We start from the raw sequence: 25727 nt of genomic DNA, 5'->3' as shown, positions 1-25727 counted from the left end.
TAGCCCGCCGACAGACCGCGCAGGGCCTGAGCACGTGCGCGAGGTACAGATAGCGACACTCCTGCGCATGGGGTACCGGAAAACGATGTCGGCCTCGACGGGGCGCTCGCATACGATGACCACGGCATGTTTCCAGATCGGCGCGGTCCTGACGGCCCGAATCCCCTCGCTACGCCAAGCGGCGCATCGGTCGTGGTGGCCCTCCTCGGCGAGGTCGCCCTGCGCCGCGAGGACGCGCTCACACCCGTACCCGGCACCCGCTCCCGCCTGCTGCTCACCGCGCTCGCGCTGCGACCGGGCCGCAGCCGCAGCGCACCGGCGCTGATCGAGGACGTGTGGGCCGAGCAGCCGCCGCGTTCGCCGATGAACGCGCTGCACACCCAGGTCTCCCGGCTGCGCTCGGCGCTGCCCGACGGCGCGCTGGAGATCGGCCCCGCGGGCTACCGCCTCACCTTCGCGCCGGAACAAGTCGACCTGACGCTCGGCGGCGAATTACTGACCCGCGCCCGCCGTGCGCTCGCGGCCGCGGACTTCGCCGCCTGCCTCGATTCCGTGCGCACGGCACGAGAGCTGTGGCGCGGCGAGCCCGCTGCGGATCTGGCCCCACGCGAACTCGCGGAGGAACTACGCCGGACCGCGGGTTCGCTGGCGACCGAACTGGACGCGATCGAACTGACCGCGCGCGAATCCGGCGGCGACATTCGCGGCGCATTGGACCTCGCGCACCGCCGCTGCGCCGCCGAACCTTTCGACGAATCCGCCCAGCTGAACCTCATGCGTCTGCTGGCAAGGGCCGATCGGTCGAACGAGGCGCTGGAATCTTTCGCGGCTTTCCGCACCCGCCTGGCCGATCAGCTCGGCGCCGATCCTGGCCGGGCGCTGGTCGAGTTGAACACCGCCATCCTGCGCGGTGCGGTCCTCGGCGGTCCGGCCGCGATCGGGTCGGACGGTGCGGGCGATTCCGTCGCTGCCGTGCTCCGGGCACCGAAAACGATCGCGACCCATACGCAGCTCCGCGCCGACACGCCGCGCGAGGCGATCGGCTTGCGCGCCGCGCCGAACGCACTGCTGGGCAGGGACACCGATCTCGACGCACTGGTCGAACTGCTGCGCGCCGCCCGCGTGGTCACCGTCCTCGGAACGGGCGGCACCGGAAAGACGCGGGTGGCCAATGCAATCGGGGCCAGGGTGGCGCGGCACGGATCCGTGGTGCTCGTCGAACTCGCCTCGGTGCGGTCGACCTCTGTCGCGGACGCGCGCGCCGACATCGAGTCCGCGATCAGTACGACGCTCGGTATCGGCGAGGTGGTGCGCGAGCCGGGACTGTTGCGGCCAGGACGAATCGACGCCGGTCAGCGACTGCGCGAGGCGCTGCCGGCCCGACCGATGCTACTGATCCTGGACAACTGCGAACATCTCATCGATGCCGTGGCCGAGGTCGTCGCCGACTTGATCGGCGGCTGCGAGCAGCTGACGGTACTGACCACCAGCCGCGCCCCGCTGGCCATCAGCGCCGAGAGCGTCTATCCCCTGGCGCCCTTGGCCATCGACGCCGCGGGCTCGCCCGCCACCGACCTGTTCAGCGCGCGGGCCCGCGCGGTGCGTCCGACGGTTCGCTTGGATCCGGACGCCGTCGCCAGGCTGTGCGCGATGCTCGACGGCCTGCCGCTGGCCATCGAATTGGCCGCGGCTCGCGCTCGAACCATGAGTGTGGAAGAGATCGAATCCCGGTTGGAGCACCGGTTCGCGCTGCTGCGCGGTGGTGACCGCTCCTCACCGGAACGCCACCGCACGCTGCACGCGGTGATCGCGTGGAGCTGGAACCTGCTGGATCCGCCGCAGCAGGCGACGCTGCGCCGAATGTGCCGATTCCCAGCGGGTTTCACGCTCGCCGCCGCTGAGGCTGTGGCGGGCGGGCCGGACGTTGGCGACGTGGCGGCCGCGGTGGACGGTCTGGTCGGCCAGTCGCTGCTCACCGTGCTCGAGGACGAGGACGGCACGCGCTATCGCATGCTGGAGACCGTCCGGGAATTCGGCGAGGAACAGCTGACCGCCGTGGACGAGGGCGAGCTGGTGATGCGGCGCATGTCGCACTGGGCGTCCGAATACGCGGTGACGGCCGCCCGGCGCTACCGCACCGACGAGCAGGTGAGCACGGTGCTGTCGGTCGCCGCCGAACTGGACAATCTCACCGCCGTGCTGCGGTACGCGCTGGACCGGGGCGATTCCGCGACGGTGTATCGGGTGTTTCCGGTCGCCGCGATGCTGTGGATGATTCGCGGTGCGCACCTGGAGTTGACGTCGTGGGCGCCGCGCGTGTTGCGCCTCACGCCCGAACCAGGACCCGCGCGCGGTGTCGTCGCGGATCTACGGATGCTGGCGGGCGTGGTGATCGGGCTGCACATGATCTACCTGAACTCCAGCCTGCGCCCGCTGGCGGCGGTGCGCGCGCGGGCCCGCGCGCTGCTTGGTACCGCGGTGGACATGAATCCCGGGCTGCGCCTCCTCGGCGACCTGCTCGTCGCGGACGTCTCGGGAAAGGGTGTGGCACGCAAGCTCGCCGAAGGCGCGCGTTCGCCCGATCCCGACGTACGGACGGCTGCCCTCATCGCGCGGGCGAACATCCGGGAGAACGCGGGCGACGTGCACGGGTCGGCACGCGACGCGCTCGGCGCATTGCGGCTTGTCGAGCCCGCCGATCTGTGGGGCACGGCGATGGTCTGCCAGCACCTCGGTCAACTCGGCGGTCAGAGGGCACGCTACGCGGAGTCGGTGAACTATTACCGCCGTGCCGTCGAAGCGCTGCGCACCCTGCGCGCGCACGAGGAGATCGTGGAGATTCGCAGCTACCTCGCGGTCGCGCTGATCGGCATCGGCCGGGTGGATCAGGCGCGCGTGGAATTGTCCTTCGCGCTCGGATCTTCCGACGATCCGGCCTATCTCGCGCCGCTCGACGATCCGAACGTCCGGCGCAATCACCGGCTGGCCACGGTGTCGGCCGGAGTCGCGGAACTCGCGCTCGCCGAAGGCGATATCGATTCCGGCATGCGGTACTACCGGCGGTCGCTCGAATTGTTGGGCTGGCCCGAGGACGAGCTGACGCCTGGACCCGGCGGGCTGATGTTGGCCGGCGCCATGGTCGCCGCGCACGTGCTCCACAGACGTGTCGACGCCGCGACGGAGCTCACCGCCGAATTGGCCGCGGGCGCGGCGTGCCGTCTCGCCCAGCTCTACGACTTGCCGCAGATCGGCGCGGTGGCCTGCGGGGTCGGCTCGTATCTACTCGCCATCGATCCGGGCTCCGACCTCGGCATCGAACTGCTCGCGCTCTCCGCGAAGGTCGTTGCCCGACAGGATTATCCGTCGATCGTGGTGCAACGACACCTGGACCTGCACAAGCCGCGGGTCGGCGCGGAGCGATTGAGCGCCGCCCTCGGCTCGGCCGCCGGAATGCGCCGCAGGATCGGAGCCGCACGGATTATCGCGCTGCTGCGAGAGTTCAGCGAAACGCTGGACGCTTAGAAGTCACAAGTCGGTCCGCGAACCGCGCATCGCAGCGAAGGCGGAGGTAGGTACAAGGGCCGGAACCCCTTTCGAGGAGTTCCGGCCCGCGGGCGTCGATCATGCCCTGCGCATGTACGCCTTGACCGTCAGCGGCGCGAAGATCGCGATCACCACCACCGAGCCGACCAACGACCACGCCAGGTTGCTGCTGTACACATTGCCGTTCATCAACTCTCGGGCCGCGTTCACCATGTAGTACACCGGGTTCGCGTGATTGATCGCCTGCATCCAGCCCGGCATCGTGCTCACCAAGGCGAACGCGCCGGACATGAAGGTCAGCGGGAACATCACCATCATCGAAATGCCCTGCACCGAGGCAGCGCTCTTGCCGGTGACGCCGACCAGCGCCCAGATCCAGCTGATCGCGAACGAGCACAGCACGATGACCACCGTGGCGACCAGCACGCCGAGCACCCCGCCGCCGGGACGGTAACCCAGGCACAGGCCTACGATCACGGTGAGCACGGTGGCGATCCCGTAGCGCACCATGTCGGCGATCAGCGCACCGGCCAGCGCCGAGATGCGCGCGATCGGAAGGGATTTGAAGCGGTCGAAGACGCCCTTGTCCATGTCCTCGCGCAACTGGGTGCCGGTCACCACGGAGGTGAGCACCACGGTCTGCACCAGGATGCCCGGGATCAGAATCGGCAGGTAGTCGTGCACGTTGCCCGCGATGGCGCCGCCGAAGATGTAGGTGAACAGCGCCGTGAACAGGATCGGCTGGACGGTCACGTCGAACAGCTGCTCGGGCTTGTGCTTGATCTTGAGGATGCCGCGGTAGGCCATGGTCAGCGAGGTGGACACCGTCTGGCGGATGCCGATTCGGTTGTGCGCCTCGGGGATCCGGATCGGCGCTGCGGTGCGGTCGGTCGGTGGTGCGGTCAGTGTCGTCATGCCGCGCTCCGTTCGTCGTCGTCGGCCGGGTGGCCGGTGATGGTCAGGAAGACCTCGTCCAGGCTCGGCTTGCTCACCGTGATCTCATCGATCGCGACTTCCCATTCGCGCAGCCGGATCAGCAGGTCGGTGGTGACGCTCGCGTCCGGGAGCGGCGCGGTGAGACGGCCTGCCTCCGGGGTGATCTGGGCGTCGACGCCGAGGAAATCGCCGACGATGCGGCGAGCTTCGGCGAGCTGGTCCCGATCGACCAGCGTCAGATGCAGCGAAGAGCCGCCGACGGAGGCCTTGAGTTCGTCGGCGGTGCCGTCGGCGATCACCCTGCCGCGGTCGATCACGGCGATCCGGTCGGCCAGCTGATCGGCCTCGTCCAGGTACTGGGTGGTCAGCAGGACCGTCGCGCCCTCGCGGACCAGACGGCGGATGGTGTCCCACATCTGCGCGCGGGTGCGCGGATCGAGGCCGGTGGTGGGTTCGTCGAGGAACAGCAGCGGCGGGGTGGCGATCAGGCTGGCCGCGAGGTCGAGGCGGCGGCGCATACCGCCGGAGAAGTTCTTCAGCGGCTTGTCCGCCGCCGCGGTGAGGTCGAACTCCTCGAGCAGTTCGCCTGCCCTACGCCGGGATTCGGCCCGGCTCAGGCCGAGCAGGCGAGAGAAGACGAACAGGTTCTCGGTGGCGGTCAGATCCTCATCGACCGAGGCGTACTGGCCGGTGAGCCCGAGCAGCGACCGGACCGCGGTCGGCTCGGCGACCACGTCGTGGCCGAAGATCCTGGCCCGTCCGCCGTCGGGCCGCAGCAGCGTCGAGAGCATCCGGATGGTCGTGGTCTTGCCCGCGCCGTTCGGCCCGAGGACCCCGTACACCGAGCCCTGCGGCACCGCCAGGCTCACCCCGTCCACGGCCCGCTGCTCCCCGAACACCTTGACCAGAGCGTCCGCCTCGACAGCGAGCGCCGCATGTGGTGCGAAAGATTTCATACCCCGAACTCTTTCGCCCCACCCTTGCACCACCCTTGCACCACTATTGCGCGCACTCTTGCAGCACGTCACCACGGCTTTCATCCGCGCCTCATCGGCACCTGCCAATTGCCCACGGCCAGCCGGGGCTGGTGACGATTCGCCGGCCGCGGCTCGAGACGAACGATGCGGCCGATCCCGCGGCGCATCGATGACCTCTCCGCTCGAAGCCGACTTCTCCCGAGCTCGTTTTGGTAGATTTCGTTGCCGAACGAACTCTTCGGCCAGGAGGTTCGCGATGTTCTGGAATACAACCGACATCCCTGATCAGCGCGGCCGGAAAGCGGTGGTGACCGGGGCCAACAGTGGGCTCGGGCTGGAGACGGCCCGGCAACTGGCGGCGAAGGGCGCGCATGTCGTGATGGCTGTGCGCAATCAGAACAAGGCCGCGACCGCGATCGAAAGCATCCGCGCGACGACGCCGGACGCCTCCCTCGAGCTGGTGGCGCTCGATCTCTCCGCGCAGGCATCCGTCCACACGGCGAGCGAACAGATCCTCGGCGCACATCCGCGCATCGACCTGCTGATCAACAACGCGGGAGTGATGGCGACCGGCGAGGCGAAGACCGTCGACGGTTTCGAGATGCAGTTCGGTGTAGACCATCTGGGGCATTGGACCCTGACCGCGCTGCTGATGCCCGCGCTGCTGCGCGGCGCGCACGCTCGGGTCGTGACCGTGACGAGCACGGCCCATCACATGGGCCGCGCCGTAGATCCGGCCAATCCGCACCTCGAAGGTCGGTACGGGCCGTGGCGCGCGTATGGCCAGGCCAAGCTCGCGAACTTTCATTTCGGCCTGGGACTACAGCGCGAGTTCGAGCGGGCTGGCGTGGGCGCGGCGAGCCTCATCGCGCACCCGGGCCTGTCGAACACCAACCTCCAAGCAGTCAGCGTGCAGGAATCCGGTGGCGGCGCGACGCAGCGGTTCAGTCGCTGGGCCGCTGTGCACACCGGTATGTCCGCGCCCGACGGGGCGCTGCCGCAGCTGCGCGCCGCGACGGACCCGGCCGCGAACGGCGGTGAGTTCTATGGTCCGCTGTTCGTCAACAACGGGCCGCCTGTGCGCAAACCGATCCTCCGCAAAATCGGCATGAGCGGCGCCATCGCCAAGCTGTGGGAGGTCTCCGAGCGTGAGACCGGAGTGCCGATCGACGTGTCCACCTCGGCGAGTAGGTGACTCTCACGGGGGATTCCCTACGCTCGTTGGCGTGAAAGCCATGGCGCAGCGAACCTGGAAGGCCGGAGAGCCGCTGGAACTCCTGGAACTGCCCACACCCGAGCCGCGTAAGCACGAGGTCCGGGTGCGGGTCCAAGCCATCGGGGTCAATCCGGTCGACTGGAAGATGCGTAGCTACGGTCCCCTGAGGCTGGCGGCCCGCCTGCTGGGACCGAAGCCACCGGTCGTGGTGGGGGTGGACTTCGCGGGGGTGGTCGAGGCCGTCGGCCCGGGCGTGACGCGGGCCGTCCCGGGCGATCGTGTGGTGGGCGGCACCAACTTCTCGCGCGGCCAGCGCGGCTCCTATGCCGACACGGTGCTGGTCCGCGAGGACCAGCTCTGCCATGTCCCCGATTCGGTGGACATCGCCGAGGCCGCCGCCCTGCCCATCAGCGGCGTCACCGCCCGGATGGCGGTGATCGACCTGGGCCGCATCCGCGAGGTGCGGCCCGCCGACCGCCGAGTGCTGGTGCTGGGCGCCTCCGGTGGCGTAGGTCAGCTGGCGGTGCAGCTCGCCGAATCGGAGGGCGCCTTCGTTGCCGGTGTCTGCTCGACGAAGAACGTGGAGATGGTCGCCGGTCTCGGGGCCGACGTGGTCCTCGACTACACCCAGGGCGATGCGCTCGCCCAAGCCAGGGCGCACGCACCCTTCCACCTAGTCGTCGACTGCGTGGGCAGCTACTCCGGCGCCGACTGCCGAGCACTCCTGTCCGCACGCGGGCGCCACATCATGGTGGCCGGCGACAGCCCCGCCGCCGTTGTGCAAATGCTGGTGTCGCCGTTCAAGTCCAAAACCATCCTGGGCAAGCCCACCGGCGAGCGACTGGAACCACTGGTGGCCGCGGTCGCCGCAGGCGAATTGCGGGTAGCCGTCGCTCAGAAGCTGCCGCTCACCAGCGCCGAGGAGGCGCACCGGCTCAGCCGGACCAGCCGGATGACCGGCAAGCTGATCCTGGAGCCCTGAGATCCGGCCCAGCACAGCGCCTTTGCGTAGTGCGCTTGGTGCCGAGACATCGGGTCGCGGGATCAGTCGTTGTCGGGGACGAGGACGCCGAGTACCCAGTTCACCAGCGAGATGATGATGCCGCCGAGCACCGCGGCCCAGAATCCGTTGACCTGTAGGCCGAAATCGGCATTCTCGGCGAGTTCGGTGATCTCCGCGGTGAGCCAGAGCATCAGGGCGTTGATCAGCAGCAGGAACAGGCCGAGGGTCAGCATGATCAGCGGCAGCGAGAGCAACTTCACCAGCGGCTTCACCAACGCGTTCACCACCGTGAAGATGGCCGCGATGACGAGCGCGACGACGACCTTCCCCGCGGTGCCGTTCTCCTCGGGGCTGAGGATGTCGATACCGCTCACCCAGGCGGCGGCCAACCAGATGGCGACCGCGTTGATGATCAACCGAAGCACAAGCTGCATGCGCACATGCTAAGTGCGCGCACCGGCCGCCGCTGGGGAGAAACCGGTTTCACGACGCCTCAGGCGGCCCGGTCGAGCAGCGCGTGCACCTTCGGTCGCAGGTCCTGGATCGGACCGGAACCGCCGAACAGGCCGACGGTGGTCTGATTCGGCGCGCGCAGGATGCCGAGCAGCACGTGCCCCGACTCGATGCTCTTGTCCTTGCGCGCCAAGGCTTCTCGCAACGAGAGCTCGAGCACCTTCTTGGCGTCCTTGGTGAACGGGATGTGGTTGCCGCTCCACCGGGAACGCCCGAAGAAGCCGCGCCGCTCCTCCGGGATCGGCCGGTCCAGCGCGTCCGCGCCGAAGCCCGCCTCCAGTGATTCGCGGACCGCGTCAAGGTCGATGCCGATCGAGCGCAGCGCCTCCGCGTCCTCGGGGCCGAGCGGCTCGCCGCGCCCCTTCGCGTTCAACGCGTTCAACGCACTCTCGTGGGTGAGCCCGGCATCGGCGAGCAGCGCCTTGAGCTCCGGTTCGCCCTGCGCGAGCAAACCGAGCAGCACGTGCTCGACCTCGATGTTCGGCGACCGCAGCTCGCGGGCGTCTTCCTGCGCGATCACCACGGCCGTCCGCGCCGCCCTGCTGAACCGTTCGAACATCAGCCCCTGCCTTTCCGGTTGTACTTCTGGTGGACCGCCTGCTTGCTGACCTCGAGCGCGTCGGCGATCGCCTGCCAGGACCAGCCCTGCGCGCGGGCGTTGGTCACCTGGATCGCCTCCAGCCGTTCGAGCAGCCGACGCAGCGCGAGCACGGCGCGCAGCCCGACCTTGGGGTCGGGACTGCCCGCGGCGGCCGCCAGGGTGGTTGCCTCAGTCATGTCGTCAATTTTGATTGACACAAGGGGCATGTGTCAACAAAAATTGACACAGTCGCCCTTGTCCGGGTCGCGCGCTCGCGGTGCGGACGCCGAGACCCTCGAATCGGGGGAATCGAGTAGTGCGGTACTCACGACCTCGCACATGCACGGTGTCACGATGTGGTTCGGGCGCCGAGGACCGTGCCCGCGCCGTCGAGCGAGTCGCGGTCGTACTCCACGCCTTGCCCGCGAGAGGAGGATCGGGAATGGCTCGACCGGTACGCCGAAACCTTGCGCATCTGACCGCCGCGGAGCGCGAACATTTCGCCGACGTAGTGCGCCAGATCGATCTGCGCACCTACAGCGACGGGGTGTCCTACTGGGACAAGCAGGATCAGATCCACCAGAGCACCCATAACCACGGCGGCAACTCGTTCATCCCCTGGCATCGCGAGCTGTGCAACCGATTCGAGCGGCTCCTTCAGCAGGTCGATCCCGACATCGCGCTGCACTACTGGGACTGGACGACAGACCCGCGGGCGACACCGAACGCTGCGGGCGCGCCGCAAGATCTGATGACGGACGCCGAGATGGGAACGGCCGGCGGTATCGTCGCCGGAACGCTCGGTTCGCTGCACAACAACGATGTGGAGGCGGGGAGCCGCGGTGACACCGGGAACCCGGCGGATCCACCACAGGTGATCCGCCGCGACTGCGCCCTGGGCGCGCCCGGAGTCGCGGCGGACAGCACGATCATCACGGGCGCCGACGGAGCGCCGCAGGATCAACAGTGGGCACAGTTCCGTGTCACGCTGGAGGGTTCGCACAACACCGCGCACACCTTCTTCGGCGCGGGCAGCAACATCGGCTTTGCGCACACCGCGTTCGAGGATCCGTTCGTCTTCCTCATCCACTCGAACGTCGACCGGCTCTGGGCTATGTGGCAGACCGCTTCCGGTCAGGACTGGCGCCTCGATCCCGACCTGGTGTACGGCGATCAGTCGAACACCAGTAACAGCACGGGGGTTCTGCACAGTCTTCAGCCGTGGGACGGCACGGTGGAATTCGGTGCCGCGATTCCGCCGTGGACGGGTGATTCCTCCGAGATCGAGGTCAAGAACTGCAGGCACCCGTCGGTCGTAGCGCCACCGTGCTACGACACCCTGCCGCTGACCGTGGAGCAGGTGGCCCCGATTCCGGGCCAGCCGATACGTTTCGTCGACGTGTTCGAGGAGCTACCGACAGCACGAGCGCTGCGGTTGCGGGTTCGCGGATGCCGAACCGTCACATGCAATGCCATCCTCGGCGGGGATCCCGCGTTCACCCTTTCCTCGGCGGTCGTGCGTTCACCCGACGTCGACGCCTTCGGAGTCGAGGACGTGTTGGTGTGGGTCATCTTCGCGCCCGGACCAGCTGGATCGAGCGCGACCGGATCACTACAGGTCACGGTGCCGGAGTCGGGAGACAGCTTCACGGTGTCGATCCAAGCGACGGTCATCGCACGGCCGACCGTCGCGACATCGCTCGTACTGGACCGCTCTGGGAGCATGGACGAACCCTCCGGGATACCGGGGCAGAGTCGGCTCGAAATCCTGAAGACCGCGGCACCGTTGTACGTGCACTTGCTCGATGACGACGATGGGATCGGCATCGTTCGCTTCGACACGGACGCGATAGCCGAGGGAACGATCCAGGTCGCTGGTCCACAGATCGGCGGGGCAGGCCGCAACGAGGCGCTCGACAAGATCGCTGCCCACTCTACCGATCCCGCAGGTCTGACGGCGATCGGTGACGGTGTCGAGGCCGCGTCCGCACAGCTCTCGGGAACGCCCGCATCGATACCGCGCAAGGCCATGGTCGTGTTCACCGACGGCCACGAGACCGCGTCGAAGCGGATATCGGAGGTCGGAGATCTGCTTGGCGAGCGCATCTTCGCGATCGGCCTCGGCACCGCCGATGAGCTGAATCCCGGCGCGCTCGATGATCTGGTCAGCGGAACCGGGGGTTATCTGCTACTCACCGGTAATCCAGGGCCGGACGATCAGACTCTGCTGCAAAAGTACTTCGCCCAGGTGCTCGCGGGCGTGACCAATGGAACGATCATCGTCGATCCGGCTGGCTTCGTCCCGATCGACGGTGAAGCCGTCGTTCCCTACGATGTGACCGCGTCCGACGTCCGAACCGATGTCATTCTCCTGAGCCCTGCGGCCAGGGCCATCGAACTGAGCTTGGAGGCTCCCGATGGATCGATCGTGGACGGCACCAACGGCGCGGTCGAGGTCCGCGATGTCAGCCACACGGTCCTGCGCGGAATCGTTCCCGTCCCAGGCAGGCCGACGGCGGGCGCAGGCCGCTGGAGGGCGCATCTGAAGGTCAGGAGTACCGATCTCGATCGATGGCTGGAGACGGCGCTGGCGCACGGTCTGCCGTTCACGCTGAGCGTGCAGGCCCGCAGCGCACTCCGGTTGGACATCGCGGTAGCTCGGACATCACGGCGACCGGGATCCCACGCGACGATCACCGCGACCCTTAGCGATGCGGGCATCCCGCTCGGACACGCCGCGGTGGTCGAGGCAGTCCTCACCCGACCCGACGGATCGAACAGCACCCTCCGCTTGCGCGGGAACGGCGACGGCGTCTACGGCGGCGACACGGAGGCGCTGAACGTCGGCGTGTATCGAGTCCTCGTCCGCGCGAAAGGCAGCACTCTGCGCGGAGAACCGTTCACCCGGGAAGAGTTGAGGACGCTCGGCGTGTGGAACCGAGGTGATTCGCTACCTCAGCCGCCGCCGACTACGGACTGCGACCCGTGCGCACTGATCGCGAGGGTGGTTGGCCGCCTGTGCGGCTGCGTCAAGCAACGTCATCGATGACCCGACCCGGTATCCGCGGCGCACAAGCCGGGTCGCCCACCGCGCCTAACCGTTCCAGATACCGGTGGCATGGAACTCATCGAGGACGGCGGTCGGCTCGGCCAGGCTCATGCCCTGCGCGGTGACCCACTCGTCGTCGAAATACGTTCCCGCGTAACGATCCCCACCATCACACAGCAGAGTGACCACGCTGCCGCTGCGTCCCGAGGCGAGCATCTCCGCGATCAGATGGAACACGCCCCACAGATTGGTGCCGGTCGACCCGCCGACGCGGCGGCCGAGCACCCGGCTGCCATGCCGCATGGCGGCGATGGAGGCGACGTCGGGAACCTCGATCATCCGGTCCACCACCTGCCCGACGAAGGAGGGCTCCACCCGCGGGCGGCCGATGCCCTCGATCCGCGAGGGCATGCCCGTCTGATATCCCGCGTCGCCGGTCTCGTAGCCGCCGTAGAAGGCGGAGTTCTCCGGATCGACCACGGCGAGCTTGGTGGCGTGCCTGCGGTAGCGGATGTAGCGGCCGATGGTGGCGCTGGTGCCGCCGGTGCCCGCGCCCGCCACGATCCACTCGGGCACGGGGTGCGTTTCCAGGATCATCTGCTCGAAGATGGATTCGGCGATGTTGTTGTTGCCGCGCCAGTCGGTGGCGCGCTCGGCGTGGGTGAACTGGTCCATGTAGTGGCCACCGCATTCGGCGGCCAGGCGCGCCGCCTCGGTGTACATGTCCGGCGGGCGCTGCACGAAATGGCAACGGCCGCCCTGCGCTTCGATCAGCGCGATCTTCTGCGGCGACGTGCTCGCGGGCATCACCGCGACGAAATCCAGCCCGAGCAGCTTGGCGAAATAGGCCTCGCTCACCGCGGTCGAACCGGAGGACGCCTCTACCACCGTGGTTCCCTCGGTAACCCAGCCGTTGCAGATCGCGTAGAGGAACAGCGAGCGGGCCAGGCGGTGCTTGAGGCTGCCGGTGATGTGGGTGGACTCGTCCTTGAGGTAGAGCTGGATGTTCCACTCGACCGGCAACGGGTAACGAAGCAGATGCGTGTCGGCGGAGCGTTGCGCGTCGGCGTCGATCAGCCGCACCGCGTTGTCGACCCAGTCGCGCGGGGTGCTGCGATCGCAGTACTTCACTTGCCCGCCTCGGGCCCGTCCTCACCCCGTAGGCGCGCGCGCAGCTGCGCCTTGTCCCTGCGGCGTTTCTCGTCGACCACCGCGATGTCCTCGTTGACCTTGGCGCGCAGCTTCTTGAACAGCGTCAGCGACAGCGGCATCGCGATGATCAGCGCGAACAGCGCCGCGACGACGATCGGGATCTCCACCGAGATCAGGTCAGCGGCCAGCCAGATCAGCGCGGTGATCGCCGCGACCAGCGCCAGCCTGGCCAGGGTGTACAGCGCCAGGTTCACGGCCAGTCTGCGGCCGGGACGCGCGGTGGACTGGGACGATGCACCGTCCGGACGAGGGGAGTCGCTCACGAGAACCAGCGTATGCGAAGCTGTTGCCCGCCCTCGGCCCACACCCGTTCCCGAGGCCGGACGACGATCCGTTTTGTCCATTACTTCGCCTTTACCAACTGTAGGTGGTTCGCGTACCTAGGGGTCGGGGTGCAACGATGGCGCTCATCTGATGAGGGAACTGTCGAGAACGGAGAGGTTTGCTATGACTGCGATCACCGTCGGCGGCCAGGACACTCTGCTGACACCCGGCCAAGTGGCTGCCCTGTTCCACGTCGACCCGAAGACCGTCACCCGCTGGGCCCACGCCGGGCGCCTCGGCTCGCTGCGCACTCCGGGCGGGCACCGCCGATTCCGGGAATCCGAGGTTCTCCAGCTGCTGAAGTCGCTGACCACGGAAGCAACCCCCACCCGCTGAACGACCGACCGAGGCGCGGGCGTCGATGCCCGCGCCCGGTCATGTCGAGGTATTTCGTCTCCGCGGTGTGCTCCGACGTCGCGCGCGGCTACCCTCGATAGCAGGAGGTGAGCGAACGTGACGTACCTGTTGGCACTCATCGCCATAGTGGCTGTCGCGGTGTTGTGCTGGAAGGCGTTCGGCCCCGTGCGGGAGAGTGGACTGAATCCACGTTCACCCCAGCGGAAGCGGATTCTCGGACCCGACGACGATCCCGAGTTCCTCTGGCGGATCTCGCGGCAGGAGCATCCCGACAGCGACGGCACCACCGAGCGCTGAACTGGTCGGTGCCGAGGGGGCGGTAGTCGCGCGCCCGGTTGCCTTGTTCACCCCCCGAGACAACGGGCCCCCCACCGTCGCGCTTCGGCGCATGGTCACGGCTCTGCTCGCCTGCCGCCGCCATCCGGAAACGCGCGGGGTTCGCAGGATGTGCGGTGTCAGGGCTGATCGACCGGTGCTGCGTGGCAGATATCCCGACGCTGCTCGGGGTTCGCCAGATAGTGCCGCAGCAGGTGGTACGCGATCAGCGGGTTCATCAGCAGAGCGTTGTCCTGCACCTTCAAGAGGGCGGAATCGTCGCGCCTGCGCGCCAGCCGCCGGAGGGTCGGGTTGACGGACTCCCAGACCGGTGCGGTCGGGTGCGCTTCGATCGCGATGAGGTTCGCGTAGCGGCTTCCGCCCTGCTTCAGGATTCGCGGCTCGATTGCGGAGACGTCGTGCCAAGGAATCGCGACGACGTCGCCCGCGTTGTCGCGGTGCAGGATTCGGGTCGGCGTGACGAGCACTCCGGGGACCACCCCGCGGCGTCCGCGCAGAATCAGGTACGCCGACAGCAGCGCCACCACGCCCAGCGGGCCGACGACCACCAAAGCACCCAGGCCGACCCAGGTGCGCTCGACGACCGCGGCTACCGCGTTCCCTCCGGCGGCCGCGAGCAGAACCATGCCCAGAATCGCCGCCAGCACGCCGACGATTTTGTGCGTCTTTCCGAATGCCAGAAGCAGCCCCGATTCCCGCAGGCCGTCGTGCTCGATGTCCTCCACCCGAACGCCCGCCCAGCCGCGTCGTCGGTAGTCCCGCTCCCGCTTCTCGTCCCATCGCCACCGATCGGGCCAAGACTGTTCCGCCCCCAAGGCGTTCTCCCCACTCACCCGGCCGATCCTGCCACAGCGGAGTTGATTCTTCGGTCGTCGTGACACGCGCGTTGCCCGAGAAGCCATGTGTCGCGGGGCGATTCGAGGCTCGCGGTCAGGTCCGCGCCGCGTGGACTGTCAGAGTTCGGCGGGTGCGGCGTTGCGAGTCGCGATGATCTGCACAACGGTCGGAAGCAGCAGATGTTCGGCGGCCAATACTCGCTCGGCAAGCGACTCGGCCGTGTCGTCCGGCAGCACCGGCACTTCGCTCTGCGCGATGATCGCGCCCGTGTCGTACTCCTCGGTCACGAAGTGCACCGTCGCGCCCGACACCTGGTCACCCGCGGCGAGCACGGCCTCGTGTACAGCGTTGCCGTACATGCCTTTTCCGCCGTGCCGCGGCAGCAGCGCCGGATGGACGTTGATGATGCGCGAGTCGAACTCCCGGCGCGTCCGCGGCCCGAGCTTCTTCATATAGCCCGCCGTCACGACCAGCCCGGTACCGTGCGCGACGAGCGCCGCCCGCATCGCCTCATCCAATTCGTCCGGATCCGGATGCGTGCGCCCGGACAGGTGCACCGCCGGAATCCCGACCTCCCGCGCATACGCCAACGCCCCGGACCCACCGTTGTTCCCGATCACCAGACTCACCGCGAACCGCGCGTCCCCCTCGAGCGAAGCCTCGTGCAGCGCCCGCAAATTCGATCCCCTGCCCGACGCCAACACCGCAACCCGAACCCTCGCCATATCCGCAGTCTCGCACAGCGCACACCGTCACTAGACGACGAGCTCCTCCCGAACGATCCCCTTCGCCCGCTCCCCCAGCTCGGGTTCCGCGGAAGGCGACGCCCGCGCTGTGGAACCTGCGCCGTCCGGACTTCTGAACGAGCTGACGCAGCAACGCGGTCGCAGCCGGAACCTGATCGTCGGCCACGGCTTCGGCCAGCTGGAGGAGTTCCTCATGGGACGCGCATGAGGTCCAGTGCGGTTTTCGCTCCATCGACACAAGAAGAAAGGCACTGGGGCGGATTTTGTCCGCCGCAGTGCCTTTCTCGGATTTCAGTTCAGCAGGTCAGTCGCTGGTTGTCAGGGCAGGACCTGCGGGATCACGTCGGGCATGGCCGTACCGACGAGCGCGCCGATGATGGCGCCCATGACGCCGGTGGTCACCACGCCGACCACCGCGCACAGCGCGTAGCCGACGACGAAGATCGCCAGGGTCGGGACGCAGGTGATCAGGGCGAGGACCGCACCGACGCCCGCGCCCGCGGCCGCACCGTTCTGGACCGGGTCCGGGTACTGCGCGTGCGGGTTGGTCGCGATGTCCTTCAGCTCGGCGCCCGTCGCGGCCGAGACCTCGGGGGTCTTCACCGACAGGGTGTGGCCGTCTTCGGAAACCGCGGCGTCCAGCTCGATCTTGGTGCCGGACGGCGTGGCCAGCTCGAGCGGAAGCTCGCTGACCGCCGCACCCGCCTTGTCCACGACCTTGATCGAGGACTCACCGAGCTGGAACGTCCCCGCGTCCAGCGTGGCGGAGACGGTGCTCAGATCCGGCGCCACGGTGGTGCGGTAGCCCAGCTCCCCCGCCGTGCCCGACGTCGAGATCGCCGCGGCCAACCGCGCCTGCTGATCGGCGTGATTGTCGGCCGACGCGGCTCCGGCGCCCGCGAACGTGGTCGCCACGACCAGCGGCAGCGCACCGATGAGCGCCTTCCGACCGACCCGCAGTGCAGCGTTGTGCAACATTGAAATCATTTCTCCCTCCCAACCCCCGACCCACCCCCCACGTGGACGAATCGAACGTCGTGTCGTGCGATGTGAACGCCCTATTGGTAGCCGTTCCAAGATCGGCGAGGCAACTCTTGTGAGATTGTGAACAATAGGGAACCGATTGGGGGGCAAGGTTTTTGGGAGTCGCGCGCATTCCCGGCAATTTCCGAGCGCATTCCGTCACCGCCGCTGCCGCGATATCCGGCGACCGCCGCCATCTCCCGCGTTTCCGCTGGTCCAGACGAACCACCGCAAGGGTGAGCAGGTCGCTGACACCCAGTGCGTTCACCGTCCACCCGCACATCTCGGCAGCTTCCAGCAGCCCGCGCGAAACCGGATCAGCCACTGCCCAGATCACGCCGATTCCAGTCATTTCGGTCGGCCTGAGAGCACGCCGATAGTGCCCGTCTTCCGACGGGCGCTAGGCGATTCCGGTCAGTTCAAACCGGCGTACGAGTGCAGGCCGGAAATGACGATGTTGATGATGAACTGCGTTCCCGACATTCGTGGGTGAGGGCCAGCGGTGACCACGCTGTCTACCAGCGGATTTAGTTGATGTGCATGTTGGTGACGATGGACATCATGACCACTGCTGCGTACTCTCTGCGTATTCCGCCGCTGTTCACCTCTCGCCTCCCAGAGCCCAAGGTGCCAGCTCAGTATCCGCCTCTGGGTGGATCGCGCGGCGCGAGGTCATCAGGCTCACGAACTCGCAACTCGGCTCGTGCCGATCGAAAGAATCTTGCGATCCCGTCGCTGAAACGTTCGGCCGGTGACGAACTGAATTGTTCGCTATTTGGATCGGTCCCCGAGATCGCAAACTCCCGGACCGCGGCTGCATGCTTGACGACCATCCGTGAGGCTTTCTGCAGGTCAGATCCGGATACGAGCCAAATCTGCTCCATGAGGGTGCGTAGTCGAGCATGCTCGTCGTAGATCTCACCAATGAGAGTGGTTCTCAGCTCGTCGCTGGTATCTTCGGCCGCGATCCGGGCACTCAGGCGCAGCAAGCGGTGAGCCGTAGCCGCGAACTCACCGCACGCGACTTGGAGCACCGTGTCCCAGCGGGTTTGAATGGTCGTCCTGTGCCGAACTCGCTCCACAAGCAGGGTTGGCGCGATAGCCACCAAACCACCTACGAGCACGGGCAGAAGGATAAGAACCACCTTCTCGACCGAGTCATTCATACAGCGCACCTCGCATGTCGATGGGCGGGGTCTGCGTTGAGCGTAACGAACGAGTGGTGCCGAAGTGCTTGGTGATGCCCAACCTATTCTTTGTGGTCACCTCTTAGGCGGCAACTCCCGCCGCCGCACTGCACACCGCCCGACTCGCAAACCGCGTCCCGCACCGCAGCCGCCGCGCCTCGCGCACTCCATCACCCAAGCTCGTCGATATGCAACGGGCGCTCCTCTACGCAAACCACTCCCCCACCTGCCCTATCTATTGGGGGTCTTCTCTTCTTGCTTCTTCACTCACAGTTACTTTCTGACAAACCCGACCACCTACCCAACTTGGTTCCTGCGCCGAAGGCGCAGATCAGATGAGGTTTCCGTTCGGACGAAGATCGGACATCCTCGTTCGGGCACTGTTCAGGCACTGTTCGGGCATTCCAAGCCGATTCACTGGTTCAGTGGAGCCCACAGCAGGCCGAGCTAGCGCGCTCGGATCGTTGGGTGCATCAACCGAGCGACCCGTCGGTCAACGGAATCTGATGACTGCGACTGTTTTGTCGTCGTGGCATTTTGACCGCGGTCGGGCGATTCCAGCTGGATCTGCCTCCGCTTCCCATTGATGCAGCCGCGCGAGAGCGGCATCGAGACCATCCGCCTCGGTCGCCGATAGCGATTCCCACGATTCGTTCGCGGCATCCAGCGCGTCGGAAACACCGTCCGTCGCTACGACAACCCAACTGACTCGGGCGAGATCTACTGATGCCGCTACCGCTTCGTCTGCGGCATCAGGGTTTTCCGACGCAATCCAGAATCCGCCTGGCATGTTGCGGTGCTTGCGCTCACCGCGCTGAAGGTCCGCGAGGCCGGAACGTCGTCTGCGATGAACTCGGCAAATCGGCATCGCCGTGGGTGATCAGCTGGAACCTGCGTCAGGTCAAAGATCAGGTGCCGGGGCTTCCCGCCGAGTTCAGCTTCCAAGACCTGCGGCACTACTACGCCTCGTTGCTGATCCGCCATGGCGCCGACATCAAGACCGTGCAGGCGCGGGTTCGGCACGGCAGCGCGATCACCACGTTGCGGTACTACGCCCACTTGTGGCCGGACGCCGACAAGTCCACCCGGAACACCGTCGGCGACGTGTTTCGGGCTCACCTCGAATCTTCTGCGTACCCGCTGCGTACCGAGTCGGACTCGTCCGTGCCGAACGATTCAGGTGCCGAGCGCTAAAGCGCAGTTCAGAGACGGATTCTCGACTATCAGTTCAACCCTGCATAGCTGTGCAGACCGCTGATCACGATGTTGATGATGAAGAGGTTGAACAGCATCGCGACGAAACCGGCGACGTTGATCCAGGCCGCTTTGGTGTCGCGCCAGCCGGAGGTGGCGCGGGCGTGCAGGTAGGCGGCGTAGAGGACCCAGGCGATGAAGGAGCAGGTTTCCTTGGGGTCCCAGCCCCAGAAGCGGCCCCAGGCGGCTTCGGCCCAGACAGCGCCGAGGATGACGCCCGCGCCGAAGAGCGGGAAGCCGATGATGGTGGTCTTGTAGGCGAGGCGGTCGAGGGCGCGGGCGTCGGGCAGCCTGCGGGCGATCTTGCCGAGGAGGTTGTCGGACTCCTGGCCCTCGGGCTGGCGGATCCGGTACAGGAAGAGCAGGCTCGCGACGCCGGAGAGCAGGAAGATGCCGCTGCCGACGCTCACCACGGTGACGTGGATGGGCAGCCAGAACGACTTCAGCGCGGGCACCACCGGAGCGGCGTCGGCGTAGAGCACCTGTCCGGCCAGGAACATCAGGACGAGCACCGGCGCGAGCAGGAACACCCACATGGCGCGGAACCTCTGCTCGTACAGGAATCCGAGCCCGACGATCAGCGCCGCCGCGCACGCCATCGTGATGAACTCGTACATGTTGCCGAGCGGGAAGCGGTGGGTCGCGAAGCCGCGCAACACGATCGAGGCCAAATGCGAGAAGATGCCGACGAGCAGCACGGCGAACGCCATGTTGCCGAACTGTTCGGCGCGCGAGCGGCGCGGCGGCGGCGCCACCTTGCCGGGGACGCCGGGGCCCGCTCCGCCGCCGACGGTGACGAGTTCGCGCGCCTCGGCCTTGCGCGTCTGCACCGACGCGTACTGCGCGATCAGCAGGCCGAGCGCGAGCACGTAGATGACGAACGCCGACTTGAAGGCGAGGTTGCTGTACCCGGCGAGGGTCTCGTCGATCGGCATGGTCACTCTCCCGTGCTTGCGCGGTCGGTCTTCACGTCGTCGCCCCCAGCGTCCAGCAGGCGCGCGCGGAGCCGGTCGAACTCGCCGCCCCAGCCCGCCTGATCGGTTCTGGCGAGCCCGCCCATCTCTACTACAGTGCGTCGTTGGTCAACGGTACCGGCAGACTCATCGGCCGGGTAGACCCGCACCCAGATCCGCCGCCGCTTCACCAGCAGCGACACCAGCAAGCCCGCCATCATGGCCAGCGCGCTCACCAGCACCCACTGCTGCGCCGGGTCGTGCGAGACCTGCAGGTTCACGAATTCCTGCGCGCCGTCGAAGGTCACCTTGGTGCCGTTGGGCAGCGTCGCCGACTCGCCGGGGCGCAGGTTGACTCGCGCTTCCTTGGTCAGCCGTCCCTGCCGCACCATCTCCTGGTCCAGCGAGAACAGATCCTGCGAGCGTCCGGTGTCGAGGCCGGTGTCGCCGCGGTAGATGTCCACCGCGACGGCCGGGTCGTCCATGCTCGGGAACACCGAGGTGAGCAAGTTGCCGTGCAGCATGGCGGTCGGCGCGAACAGGCCCTCGATGGCGATCTGGTTCTTGCGGCGCTCCTCGTCGGTGGCGTACAGGCCGCCGGGCGGGTCGATGCGCAGCACACCGCTGGACAGGAAGGTCTGCGCGTCGTCGGGCCGCCACTGGATGGTCTCGGTCCTGGTCTGGCCGTCCGGGAAGGTGACCGTGAAGGTCGGCGCGTAACCGTGGCCTTGCAGGTAGAGACGGTCGCCTTCGACGCGCAGCGGATGGTTGACCTGGAGGGTGGCGTCGCGCCAGGTGTCGGTCGTCAGATCCGATCCGGCCTGGTAGCTGATGTTCGAGGTGAACATCTCGGCCTGACCGGTGCGCAGGTAATCGGCCTGGAAATCCTTGACGCGCACGCAGATCGGCGTCATGCCGGTGCCGTCGTTGACGTTGCCCGCGCGGAAGGAGTCGAACACCGCGGGCGAGGTGGTGCAGAAACCGGGACCGTTGTTGGCGATCACGATGACGGTGCCCTCGTAACCGAACAACTTGCCGACCGCGATGGCCACCAGCAGGCAGACCAGCGCCAGGTGGAACACCAGGTTGCCGAATTCGCGGGTGTAGCCCTTCTCACCGGAGAGAGTGAGTTCGCCCTCGCGGTCGCCCGGCCGCACCTCGGTGCGCCAGCCGCGCAGCTGGGCGCGCGCGTGCTCGATCAACGCCTCGGGGCTGTTCGTCGACTCGCCCGAATAGTGGTGCGGCAACCGGGCGAGGTTGCGCGGCGCGCGGACCGGCGGGGTCCGCAACGCCTTGTAGTGATCGAAGGTGCGCGGCAGGATGCAGCCGACCAGCGAGACGAACAGCAGCACGTAGACGGCCGTGAACCAGAAGCTGGAGAACACGTCGAACAGCTCGAACCGGTCCATCCACGGTCCGAGCGTCGGACGGTCGGCGATGTACTCCCTGACCTTCTGCTCGTTCAGGTTCCGCTGCGGCAGCAGGGCGCCCGGGATCGCGGCCAAGGCCAGCAGGAACAGCAGCACCAGCGCGGTGCGCATGCTGGTGAGCCCGCGCCAGGTGTTGCGCACGAGCGCCCAGGCGCGGCCCAACAGCGACTGGCGGGGCGGACGGGGCGATTCGGTCACCGGATGGTCGGTCACGGTCATATCGGCAGGGTCACCTCGGAGACGAACGCGTCGCGCACCCAGGCCACGAACTGATCCCACGCCCCCGTGACCAGCGCGACGCCGACGGCCATGAGCAGGATGCCGCCGACGATCTGGATGGTTCGCGAATTGCGGCGCAGCCAGCCGACACCGCGCAGCGCGCCTGCCGAGCCGAAGGCCAGGATCACGAACGGCAGACCGAGCCCGAGGCAGTAGGCGACGATGAGCGCCACGCCGCGCACGGCGGTGGTGCCCTCGGTGCCCGCGGCCACCGCCATCACGCCGGACAGCGTCGGTCCGAGGCACGGCGTCCAGCCGAGCGCGAAGACGCCGCCGAGCAGCGGTGCGCCGACGAGGCTGGTCAGGCGGCGCGGCTCCATCCTGGTATCGCGCTGCAGCGCGGGCACCAGACCGACGAACACCAGACCCATCAGAATCGTGACCACGCCGCCGACGCGTTGCAGCAGTTCGCGATTCACGTTGAGGGTTTGGATCACGCCGAACACGGTGGCCGTCGCGAGCACGAAGACCACGGTGAACCCGGCGACGAACAGTCCGGCCGCACCGGCGACACGCAGCTTCGCGCCGCGCTGGGCCACCGCGACCGCCGACTGGCTCTTCGCGGATTCGGCGGTCGCGGGCGGAGCCTCGGCGCCGACCAAACCCGCCAGGTACGACAGGTAGCCGGGCACCAGCGGAACGACGCACGGTGAAGCGAACGACACCAGCCCGGCGAGCAGGCACGCACCGAGCGCCAGCAGCAGCGGCCCGGTCGCCGCCGTCTGCTGGAACGAATCTCCCACGCTCGCGAGCACCGTCACCGCACGCACCGCGAGGTCACACAACGCGTCACTGCTGGGCCTCCCCGGCGAGTGTCTCGATGATCGGCCGCAGGTCGTCCGCGATCAGCGACCGCAGGTAGACGGCCGCGACGCGGTGCTGCCGGTCCAGGACGAGAGTGGTCGGGATGACGCTGGTCGGGAAGTTGCCGCCGAGCGCGAGCAGGGTGCGCATGGACGGGTCGTAGATGGACGGGTAGCCGACCTTGTTGTCGGTGACGAAGTCCTGCGCCTTGTCTCGCTGCGGATCGCGGACGTTGATGCCGAGGAAGGCGACGCCCTTGTCCTTGGTGGCCTCGTAGACCTGCTCCAGCGCGGGCGCCTCCGCGCGACACGGCCCACACCACTGGCCCCACAGGTTGATCACGACCACCTTGCCGGGGAAGTCGGCGACCGAGATCGTCTTCCCCTCGGTCATCAGATCCGGGCCGGACAGCTCGCCGATGGTGCCCCGCGCGGCGGGCGGGTTGTAGAAGATGTCGGTCTTGCCGCCGGGCGAGACGAATTGGAAGGTGCCGCCGGTGGCCACCGCGTCCGATCCGGTCGAGCAGCCGGCGAGCGCGGCGACCAAGGCCACGCACGCGAGGAGCACCGGCACGACCCGCCCGGCCAGCTTCCGTGCGGAGGCGGGCCGGGTTGTCGCGAATGACGCGGTGGAGCGGATCATGCGCCGTGCACCGTGGGATCCGAACCGCCCGCGGGCTCGGAGTAGACGATGTCGACCAGCGTGTCGCCCTGGTAGACCAGCGAGGTCAGCGAGGCGAGCGAGCACTGCCTGGTGCGCGGGTCGTGCCAGAGCCGCTGGCCCTGCAGGAAGCGGCGCAGCGTCCAGACCGGCAGCTGGTGCGAGACGAGCACCGCCTCGCGCCCGGCCGCCTCGACTCGAGCCTTGTTCACGGCCGCGAGCATCCGGTGGGCGATCTGCAGGTACGGCTCGCCCCAGGACGGGGTGAACGGGTCGCGCAGCTTCCACCAGTGCCGCGGCTTGCGCAGCGCGCCGTCGCCGACGGACACGCGCAGACCCTCGAAGGTGTTGCCCGCCTCGATGAGGTTCTCGTCGGTGCGCACGAGCACGCCGTGCTGTTCGGCGATCGGCGCCGCGGTCTCCTGCGCGCGCTGCAGCGGGGAGGCGATGACCACGGCGATGTCGTGATCGGACAGCGCCCGCGCGACCGCGCCCGCCTGCGCCCGACCTGCGACGGACAGGCTGAAGCCGGGCAGGCGGCCGTAAAGGATGCCCTTCGGGTTGTGCACCTCGCCGTGCCGCAGGACATGCACGATGGTCTCGACGTCGGGGCCTGCCTCGAACTCGGGTTCGGCGGAGCGGGGCTTGGTGGTGACGCGCGCGGTGGTTTCGGAGTCCTTGGCGACGGCGGGCGGCTCGTCGGCGACCGCTTGGGTAGCGGTCGCGTCGGCGGTGTTTGCGGTCGTGGGCAGCTCGGATGCGGAGTCGGTGGCGTCGGCGTTCTCGACTCCGGTGGCTGCGTTCACGTCAGCGGCAGCGCTCTCGGCCTCGGCGGCGGCGTCGGCGGCGGCCAGTTCGTCGATCTCGGTCCGAGACTCGGCACCGGAAGGCTCGTCGGTCTCAGCGGCGGCGTCACCTTCGGTCGAAGCGGGCGCATCCGCGACGACCTCGTCGACCGGCGAGACGGGCTCGGCCGCGGCGGCCGCCGATGCCGCGGCGCGGGCGGCGGCTTCCTCGGCGATGTCGGCCTCGGTGAGCGCGCCGACGGCCTCGGCCTCACTGAAGGGCGAGTCGACGTTCGGGGGGACGTCGGTCGTTTCGTCTGGGTTGTTCGGTAGTTCGCGGCGGGCGGCGCCGGGCTGGTCGTGGTCGGAACTCACGCGCGGGATCCTTCGGGGGTTGCGGCCGCGGCCGCGTTCGCGGCGGCGGGCAGAGCTGCGGCGATTCGGTCGAATGCGTCCTCGTCGAGCGCCGCGGAGACGAACCACGCCTCGAACGCGCTCGGCGGCGCGTACACGCCGCCGTCCAGCAGCGCATGGAAGAAGGCTGGGAAACGCCAGGTCTGGCTGGCCTTGGCGGTGGCGTAGTCGGTGACCGGACGGTCGGAGAAGAACACGCTCACCATATTGCCCGCGAACTGGACCTGGTGCTCGACCCCTGCCGCGCCGAGCGCCTCGGCGAGCAGCCCGCCGAGCCGTTCGGCGTTGCGATCCAGCGCGGCGTAGACCGCGTCGTCGGCGGCGCGCAGCGTGGCGAGACCCGCGGCGACGGCGACGGGGTTACCCGAGAGCGTGCCCGCCTGGTAGACGGGGCCGAGCGGAGCGAGCTGGTTCATCACCTCGGCGCGTCCGCCGAACGCGGCGGCGGGCAGACCACCGCTCATCACCTTGCCGAAGGTGTAGAGATCACCCGTGACGCCGTCGCGGCCGAACCAGCCGGAGCGGCTGACCCGGAACCCGGTCATGACCTCGTCCATGATCAGCAGCGCGCCGTGCTCGGCGGTCAGCGCGCGCAGCCCTTCGTTGAAACCGGGCAGCGGCGCGACCGCGCCCATGTTGCCCGCGGCGGCCTCGGTGATCACGCAGGCGATCTGACCGGGGTGCGCCGCGAAGGCCGCCGCCACCGCCTCGAGGTCGTTGTACGGAAGCACGATGGTGTCGCTCGCCTGCGCGCCCGTGACGCCGGGCGAGGTGGGCAGGCCGAGTGTCGCGACGCCGGAGCCCGCGTCGGCGAGCAGCGCGTCGACGTGGCCGTGGTAGCAGCCGCTGAACTTGATGATCTTGGTGCGGCCCGTGTAGCCGCGCGCCAGGCGCACCGCGCTCATGGTGGCCTCGGTACCGGAGTTCACCAACCGCACCCGTTCGACCGGCGCGACGCGCTCGACGATCAACTCGGCGAGTTCGATCTCGGCGGCGGTCGGCGCGCCGAAGGACAAGCCGCCGACCGCGGCCCGCTGCACGGCCTCGACCACCGCGGGATGAGCGTGCCCGAGAATCATCGGGCCCCAGGAGCACACCAGGTCGACGTAGTCGTTGCCGTCGGCGTCGGTGAGCGTGTATCCGTTCGCGGACGCGATGAACCGCGGCGTGCCGCCGACCGACTTGAACGCCCGCACCGGCGAGTTGACACCGCCGGGGATCACCGAACTCGCCCGGTCGAAGAGCTGAGCGGAAACCGGCACCGATGCCCTGGTCACGCGCGGAGAAGAACTCACGGCCTCCAGTGTCG

General features: G+C 68.1%; 24 protein-coding genes. 7 read left to right on the top strand and 17 right to left on the bottom strand.

Annotated elements, in window-relative coordinates; all coding sequences use genetic code 11:
- Nucleotides 1–192: 192 nt before the first annotated feature.
- Nucleotides 193–3522 (top strand): BTAD domain-containing putative transcriptional regulator, encoded by a 3330-nt coding sequence (locus AB0H49_RS14725; protein ID WP_357251384.1) that lies wholly within the window; start codon nt 193–195, stop codon nt 3520–3522.
- A 99-nt stretch (nt 3523–3621) separates the two neighbouring features.
- Here the strand turns inward: AB0H49_RS14725 and AB0H49_RS14720 are convergent, their stop codons facing one another.
- Both AB0H49_RS14720 and AB0H49_RS14715 read right to left on the bottom strand, forming a co-directional pair.
- Complete coding sequence (locus tag AB0H49_RS14720) at nt 3622–4458, bottom strand: ABC transporter permease (RefSeq protein ID WP_357251381.1); 837 nt, start codon at nt 4456–4458, stop codon at nt 3622–3624.
- Nucleotides 4455–5435 (bottom strand): ATP-binding cassette domain-containing protein, encoded by a 981-nt coding sequence (locus AB0H49_RS14715; RefSeq protein WP_357251378.1) that lies wholly within the window; start codon nt 5433–5435, stop codon nt 4455–4457. The genes AB0H49_RS14720 and AB0H49_RS14715 overlap by 4 nt, the downstream gene beginning before the upstream one ends.
- A 58-nt stretch (nt 5436–5493) precedes the next feature.
- Here AB0H49_RS14715 and AB0H49_RS14710 point away from each other — a divergent pair, with 58 nt between their 5' ends.
- Nucleotides 5494–6651, top strand: a complete 1158-nt coding sequence (locus AB0H49_RS14710) for an oxidoreductase (RefSeq protein WP_357251375.1) — start codon at nt 5494–5496, stop codon at nt 6649–6651.
- Nucleotides 6652–6691: 40 nt separating this feature from the next.
- Complete coding sequence (locus AB0H49_RS14705) at nt 6692–7654, top strand: NAD(P)-dependent alcohol dehydrogenase (protein ID WP_357251539.1); 963 nt, start codon at nt 6692–6694, stop codon at nt 7652–7654.
- A gap of 62 nt (nt 7655–7716) precedes the next feature.
- Here AB0H49_RS14705 and AB0H49_RS14700 read toward each other — a convergent pair whose 3' ends face one another.
- From AB0H49_RS14700 to AB0H49_RS14690, 3 genes are read right to left on the bottom strand one after another with little or no spacing between them, the layout of a single operon-like run.
- Complete coding sequence (locus AB0H49_RS14700) at nt 7717–8109, bottom strand: phage holin family protein (protein WP_354998895.1); 393 nt, start codon at nt 8107–8109, stop codon at nt 7717–7719.
- A gap of 59 nt (nt 8110–8168) precedes the next feature.
- Nucleotides 8169–8747, bottom strand: a complete 579-nt coding sequence (locus tag AB0H49_RS14695; RefSeq protein WP_357251371.1) for a Clp protease N-terminal domain-containing protein — start codon at nt 8745–8747, stop codon at nt 8169–8171.
- Nucleotides 8747–8965, bottom strand: coding sequence for a hypothetical protein (locus tag AB0H49_RS14690; protein ID WP_067792172.1), 219 nt, complete (start codon nt 8963–8965; stop codon nt 8747–8749). The genes AB0H49_RS14695 and AB0H49_RS14690 overlap by 1 nt, the downstream gene beginning before the upstream one ends.
- A gap of 245 nt (nt 8966–9210) precedes the next feature.
- Between AB0H49_RS14690 and AB0H49_RS14685 the strand changes: the two genes are divergently transcribed.
- On the top strand, nt 9211–11817 hold the full coding sequence (locus AB0H49_RS14685; RefSeq protein WP_357251367.1) for a tyrosinase family protein: 2607 nt from the start codon (nt 9211–9213) through the stop codon (nt 11815–11817).
- Between the two features lie 45 nt (nt 11818–11862).
- Here the strand turns inward: AB0H49_RS14685 and AB0H49_RS14680 are convergent, their stop codons facing one another.
- On the bottom strand, nt 11863–12948 hold the full coding sequence (locus tag AB0H49_RS14680; protein ID WP_357251364.1) for a PLP-dependent cysteine synthase family protein: 1086 nt from the start codon (nt 12946–12948) through the stop codon (nt 11863–11865).
- Nucleotides 12945–13292, bottom strand: coding sequence for a DUF4229 domain-containing protein (locus AB0H49_RS14675; RefSeq protein ID WP_354998892.1), 348 nt, complete (start codon nt 13290–13292; stop codon nt 12945–12947). Before AB0H49_RS14675 ends, AB0H49_RS14680 begins: the two co-directional genes overlap by 4 nt.
- A 184-nt stretch (nt 13293–13476) precedes the next feature.
- Between AB0H49_RS14675 and AB0H49_RS14670 the strand changes: the two genes are divergently transcribed.
- Both AB0H49_RS14670 and AB0H49_RS14665 read left to right on the top strand, forming a co-directional pair.
- Nucleotides 13477–13689, top strand: a complete 213-nt coding sequence (locus AB0H49_RS14670) for a BldC family transcriptional regulator (RefSeq protein WP_067792165.1) — start codon at nt 13477–13479, stop codon at nt 13687–13689.
- 117 nt (nt 13690–13806) lie between these two features.
- The gene (locus AB0H49_RS14665; protein WP_354998891.1) at nt 13807–14007 is read left to right on the top strand and encodes a hypothetical protein; all 201 of its coding nucleotides are present in this window, start codon (nt 13807–13809) and stop codon (nt 14005–14007) included.
- A 158-nt stretch (nt 14008–14165) separates the two neighbouring features.
- Here AB0H49_RS14665 and AB0H49_RS14660 read toward each other — a convergent pair whose 3' ends face one another.
- The 4 genes from AB0H49_RS14660 to AB0H49_RS14645 form a co-directional block, all read right to left on the bottom strand.
- Nucleotides 14166–14879 carry a hypothetical protein gene (locus AB0H49_RS14660; protein ID WP_357251360.1) on the bottom strand — a complete coding sequence of 238 codons (714 nt, stop codon included), beginning with the start codon at nt 14877–14879 and terminating at the stop codon, nt 14166–14168.
- A gap of 120 nt (nt 14880–14999) precedes the next feature.
- Nucleotides 15000–15608 carry a phosphoribosylglycinamide formyltransferase gene (purN, locus tag AB0H49_RS14655; protein ID WP_357251357.1) on the bottom strand — a complete coding sequence of 203 codons (609 nt, stop codon included), beginning with the start codon at nt 15606–15608 and terminating at the stop codon, nt 15000–15002.
- Nucleotides 15609–15947: 339 nt separating this feature from the next.
- Nucleotides 15948–16607 (bottom strand): hypothetical protein, encoded by a 660-nt coding sequence (locus tag AB0H49_RS14650; RefSeq protein WP_354998888.1) that lies wholly within the window; start codon nt 16605–16607, stop codon nt 15948–15950.
- Between the two features lie 680 nt (nt 16608–17287).
- Nucleotides 17288–17818, bottom strand: coding sequence for a hypothetical protein (locus AB0H49_RS14645; protein ID WP_357251354.1), 531 nt, complete (start codon nt 17816–17818; stop codon nt 17288–17290).
- 897 nt (nt 17819–18715) lie between these two features.
- Here AB0H49_RS14645 and AB0H49_RS14640 point away from each other — a divergent pair.
- Complete coding sequence (locus AB0H49_RS14640) at nt 18716–19033, top strand: tyrosine-type recombinase/integrase (protein ID WP_357251351.1); 318 nt, start codon at nt 18716–18718, stop codon at nt 19031–19033.
- Nucleotides 19034–19062: 29 nt separating this feature from the next.
- On the opposite strand, the gene ccsB is transcribed toward AB0H49_RS14640, so the two are convergent.
- The 6 genes from ccsB to hemL form a co-directional block, all read right to left on the bottom strand.
- Nucleotides 19063–20028 (bottom strand): c-type cytochrome biogenesis protein CcsB, encoded by a 966-nt coding sequence (gene ccsB / locus AB0H49_RS14635; RefSeq protein ID WP_357251536.1) that lies wholly within the window; start codon nt 20026–20028, stop codon nt 19063–19065.
- A gap of 2 nt (nt 20029–20030) precedes the next feature.
- The gene (locus AB0H49_RS14630) at nt 20031–21695 is read right to left on the bottom strand and encodes a cytochrome c biogenesis protein ResB (protein WP_357251348.1); all 1665 of its coding nucleotides are present in this window, start codon (nt 21693–21695) and stop codon (nt 20031–20033) included.
- Nucleotides 21692–22516 carry a cytochrome c biogenesis CcdA family protein gene (locus tag AB0H49_RS14625; RefSeq protein WP_354998883.1) on the bottom strand — a complete coding sequence of 275 codons (825 nt, stop codon included), beginning with the start codon at nt 22514–22516 and terminating at the stop codon, nt 21692–21694. Before AB0H49_RS14625 ends, AB0H49_RS14630 begins: the two co-directional genes overlap by 4 nt.
- 28 nt (nt 22517–22544) lie before the next feature.
- Nucleotides 22545–23201, bottom strand: coding sequence for a TlpA disulfide reductase family protein (locus AB0H49_RS14620; RefSeq protein ID WP_354998882.1), 657 nt, complete (start codon nt 23199–23201; stop codon nt 22545–22547).
- A complete protein-coding gene (locus AB0H49_RS14615; protein ID WP_067792212.1) occupies nt 23198–23815 on the bottom strand; it encodes a histidine phosphatase family protein in 618 nt (205 codons plus the stop codon). Before AB0H49_RS14615 ends, AB0H49_RS14620 begins: the two co-directional genes overlap by 4 nt.
- Before the next feature lie 560 nt (nt 23816–24375).
- Complete coding sequence (gene hemL / locus AB0H49_RS14610; RefSeq protein WP_354998881.1) at nt 24376–25713, bottom strand: glutamate-1-semialdehyde 2,1-aminomutase; 1338 nt, start codon at nt 25711–25713, stop codon at nt 24376–24378.
- Nucleotides 25714–25727: the final 14 nt, after the last annotated feature.

The organism is Nocardia sp. NPDC050713 (assembly GCF_040654315.1).
GTDB lineage: Bacteria > Actinomycetota > Actinomycetes > Mycobacteriales > Mycobacteriaceae > Nocardia.
Note: the sequence above shows the minus strand (reverse complement) of the source record. Positions and strands in the feature narration are given on the sequence as shown.